The 3,914-nt window shown below is 61.3% G+C and carries 5 protein-coding genes; 3 read left to right on the plus strand and 2 right to left on the minus strand.

Annotated features, from left to right (window positions below; all coding sequences use genetic code 11):
* Positions 1 to 780: BMP family ABC transporter substrate-binding protein (locus EN925_RS26490; protein WP_164894401.1), on the minus strand; the 780-nt coding region annotated here is incomplete at its 3' end.
* Positions 777 to 1,613, minus strand: a complete 837-nt coding sequence (locus EN925_RS26495; RefSeq protein WP_063173785.1) for a GntR family transcriptional regulator — start codon at positions 1,611 to 1,613, stop codon at positions 777 to 779. The genes EN925_RS26490 and EN925_RS26495, both read right to left, overlap by 4 nt.
* 250 nt (positions 1,614 to 1,863) lie before the next feature.
* On the opposite strand from EN925_RS26495, the gene EN925_RS26500 reads away from it, so the two are divergent.
* From EN925_RS26500 to EN925_RS26510, 3 genes are all read left to right on the plus strand, one after another.
* Entirely contained in the window at positions 1,864 to 2,721 is an 858-nt protein-coding gene (locus EN925_RS26500) for an aromatic ring-hydroxylating dioxygenase subunit alpha (RefSeq protein ID WP_127369653.1), read from the plus strand.
* A 29-nt stretch (positions 2,722 to 2,750) separates the two neighbouring features.
* On the plus strand, positions 2,751 to 3,644 hold the full coding sequence (locus EN925_RS26505; protein WP_013529897.1) for an aromatic ring-hydroxylating dioxygenase subunit alpha: 894 nt from the start codon (positions 2,751 to 2,753) through the stop codon (positions 3,642 to 3,644).
* Positions 3,645 to 3,665: 21 nt separating this feature from the next.
* Positions 3,666 to 3,914: Rieske 2Fe-2S domain-containing protein (locus EN925_RS26510; protein ID WP_164894402.1), on the plus strand; the 249-nt coding region annotated here is incomplete at its 3' end.

The following is a 3,914-nucleotide window of genomic DNA, read 5'->3' on the forward strand; positions in this document are numbered from 1 at the left end:
GACAAAGGACGTCAGCTGTTTGCCCGAAGCGAACTTGGCCATGTCGCTGGCGTAGCCGATCGACCAGGCGCCGCCTTCACCCGCGACCTGGACGCCCGTCGCCGTGTCGGTCATCGAGCAGATGACATCGCAGCCTTGCGAAAGCAGCGTCTTGGCGGCCTCCTTCTCCTTGCCCGGATCGAACCAGGAATTGAGGAAGATGGCGTTGCAGGTGGCGTTCGGATTGACGCTTTGCGCACCGAGCAGCAGCGCGTTGGCCGGGCCGACGATATCCGGAATCGGAAAGCCGCCGATGAAACCAATCTTGCCCGATTTCGACATGTAGCCGCCGGCCGCGCCGGCGACGAAAGTGCCCTCGTAATATTTGGCTTCAAAGGTACCCAGATTGGCAAGGTGGACGATGCCGGAGCAATGTTCGAAAGCCACCTTGGGGAACCGCGGCGCCACTTTCTGCATGGGCGTTCCGTGCGAAAAGCTGGTGCCGAAGATCAGTTTGTTGCCGGCGCTGGCCAGCTCGCGGAAAATGCGCTCCGCATCCTGCGGCATGAAGATGTTGTCGATGACGGTGAGTTCGGCCTTGTCGCCGAACGCGGCTTTGATCGCCTCGACGCCAAGGCTGTGCTGCTTGGTCCAGCCGATTTCGGCGATCGGCGAGACGTAGACGACGCCGATCTTGAGCACCTCTTGAGCCTTGGCGACCGTGCTCAGCCCTCCGGCACCGAGCGCAGCACCCAGCGCACCGCTGTATTTCAGGAATCCGCGTCTTGTCAGGTCGTTCATGTCGGTAACCCTCTGTTGGTTTTTTTGGTTGATGCCCGGCTTGTCGATGCCCGGTCTTTGTTAGGGAGATGGACGTGCGCGTGCGCCGCGCCGTCGCCATTCCCGGATGGTTTTGCCTGCCTCAATCCAGCCGATATCGTCGCTCCGTCGGCCTTGCCGTCGAGATAGGGTGCGAGCGCTTCGGCAGGCGTCATCTCCGGAAACACCTCGCGATCCATGATGTAGCCGCGCACCACGGTGCGGTGATGCGTGTCGATCAGGTCCATGGCCTGTTTCAGGCGGCCCTTTTCCAGAAGGTCGACGACCCTCGAATGATCGTCGAGCAGATTGCAATAGTCGAAATCGGCTGAAATGAGCGAGCGCAGCAACGTCGTGCGGCGCACCAGCTGGGCATGGATTTCCTGCATCACCTTGTTGCGGCTAAGGCGCACGAACACCGTGTGGAATTCCTGGCCGAGCACGTCGGCCAGCGCATCGTTGCCGGCGGCGACTGCCTGGCGCTGGCGTTCGACATGCTGGCGCAGCTCGGCCCATCCGGCGGGGCCAAGGCGATCGCTGAGCTGGGCCGCCACCCCCTGTTCGACAAGGGTCAGCGCGTCGTAAATCTCCATTGCCTCCTGCATGCTTGGCCTGGCGACGAAGGCGCCGCGGTTGCGCTCGATCTGCGCCAGCCCGTCATCGGCGAGCCGTATCAGGGCCTGACGCACCACGATGCGGCTGACATCGAATATCTCGGCAAGCTCGCGCTCGCCGAGCTTGCAGCCGGGCACCAGCCGATGGTCGATGATGGCGCGGGTCAGCGTGTCCGCGATCGTCTGGGAGCGGCTGCTCAAGGCACGGTTCTCCGCCTTTGCGACGACATGATCAGCAGGCTTTCCATGATGAAGACATGACGCTTCGGGATGTGCCATATCCCAGGTTCAGGTTTTCCATATCGGAATTCAATCATCATAGTCTGTCAACACAAAAAATGATTTTGGCTGACAAAAAATCATTGATTGGTATCCAATCTTGTGATTTCGTCATTGCGAAACGTCAGGCTAGGTTCGTGGTGAAGGGCTAGCCGAGTTGGGAGGGATGCCGATGGCAACCCGTTGCGTCGACCGCGAGCTTCTGAACGACTGGCATATCGTCGCTGACCAGGAATCGCTCAGCCAGGATGTGCCCTTTTCGACCCGTCTGCTTGGGGTCGATCTCGTCGTTCGCAAACATTCAGACAAGATCGAAGTCGTTCGCAACGATACCGGCGACGTGTTGAAGAGCGCCGAGCGCTATGGCTTCGTCTGGACCTGTCTGGACAAACCCTGGCGCGACATCATCTACATCCCCGAGGCCAACGAGGCGGATCGACATCTGGTCAGCGGCGGCTCGATCGCGGTCAAGGTGTCGGGCCTTCGCGCCGTCGAGAATTTTCTCGACATGGGGCATTTCCCCTTCATCCACACCGGCTGGCTCGGCGAGGAGCCGCATACCGAGGTCGTGCCTTACAAGGTGGAAATCACGCCCCAGGACGAGGTGCTGGCGACCGAATGCAAATTCTACCAGCCCATCGCGTCGCCGACCGCGAAGGAAGGGTTCGTCGTCGAGTACATCTACAAGGTGATCCGGCCCTATACGGTGGCGCTCTACAAGAGCAATCCGATCCAGAAGGGGAGGCTGGATGTCATCACGCTGTTCGTGCAGCCGGTCGACGAGGAGAACTGCGTCGCGCATCCCTATCTCTGCTACCTCAAGGAGGGCATGGACGCGGCGACGGTGCGCAGTTTCATGCAATTGATCTTCGCGCAGGACAAGCCGATCCTGGAAAACCAGGTCCCCAAGCGCCTGCCGCTCGATCCGCGCGCCGAGACCCCGATCCGCGCCGATGCCGTCTCGGTTTCCTATCGGCGCTGGCTGCGTGACAGGGCGGTCACCTATGGTGCGATACCGGCACAGATCTGATGACGTCCGAGGGTATTTGAAGGGATAACATGATGACGAAATGCGCTGATCCCGTGATCCTCAATCTCTGGCATCCCGTGGGCGCCATCGCGGAAGCTGCTCCCGGCGCCGTCCAGGAGACCGTTCTGCTCGAGGAGCGCCTCAGCTTTGCGGTGGACGCGGATGGCGAGCCCGTCGTCTGGCGCTCGCGTCCCGATGTGCAAAGGGCTGACCATATTCCACCCGCCGACAGGCTGCCTGCAATAAGCGCCTATGGCTATGTCTGGACTTCGCTCGGGTCGCCGCCGGCCGAGCTGTTCCCGATCCCCGAATATCAAGAGCCGGACCGCCGTAAGCTCAATGCGGCAACGTTCGGCGTCAACGTCTCGGCGCCGCGCGCCATCGAGAACTTTCTCGACATGGGCCACTTCCCCTATGTGCATACCGACATACTCGGCGTCGAGCCGCATACCGAAGTCAAGGAATACGACGTCGAGATCTCCGTCGATCGTGACGAGATCCTGGCCACGCGCTGCCGCTTCTTCCAGCCGATGGCGTCGACGGCGTCCGATGGCGGCGCCGACGTCGACTACGTCTATCGCGTGCCGCATCCCTATTGCTCGGTGCTCTATAAATCGAGCCCGGTCGACGAGACCCGGCGCGATGTCATCGCCGTCTTCCTGCAGCCGGTCGACCAGGAGCATGTGCGCGCCCACATGCTGCTTTGCGTGCTCGACGAAGACAATGAAGACAAGGTGATCAAGCGTTTCCAGCAGACGATCTTCGGCCAGGACAAGCCGATCCTGGAAAACCAGGTGCCGAAGCGCCTGCCGCTCGATCCGCGCGCCGAGACGCCGATCCGCGCTGACAAGTCGGCCATCGCCTACCGGCGCTGGCTCAGCCAGAAGGGCGTGACCTACGGGGTCATCCCGGCTGCAGCCTGACAGACATTTTGGAGACGATTGATGTTGGAAGAAGCCAGAAGCCGGTGGCATCCGATCGCCGCTGCCCATGATTTGCCGTTTCGCCACGTTTTCCACGGCCAGTTGCTCGGCCGGGAATTCGCCGTGTGGCGGGCCGATGACGGTTACGTCAACATCTGGGAGAACCGCTGCCTGCATCGCGGCGTCAGGCTGTCGATCGGCATCAATGACGGGCGCGAACTGAAATGCCAGTATCACGGCTGGCGTTATTCGAACCGCACCGCTGGCTGC

Origin of the sequence: Mesorhizobium sp. M7A.F.Ca.US.006.04.2.1 (assembly GCF_004022915.1) — a bacterium.
GTDB classification, from domain to species: Bacteria; Pseudomonadota; Alphaproteobacteria; order Rhizobiales; family Rhizobiaceae; genus Mesorhizobium; species Mesorhizobium ciceri.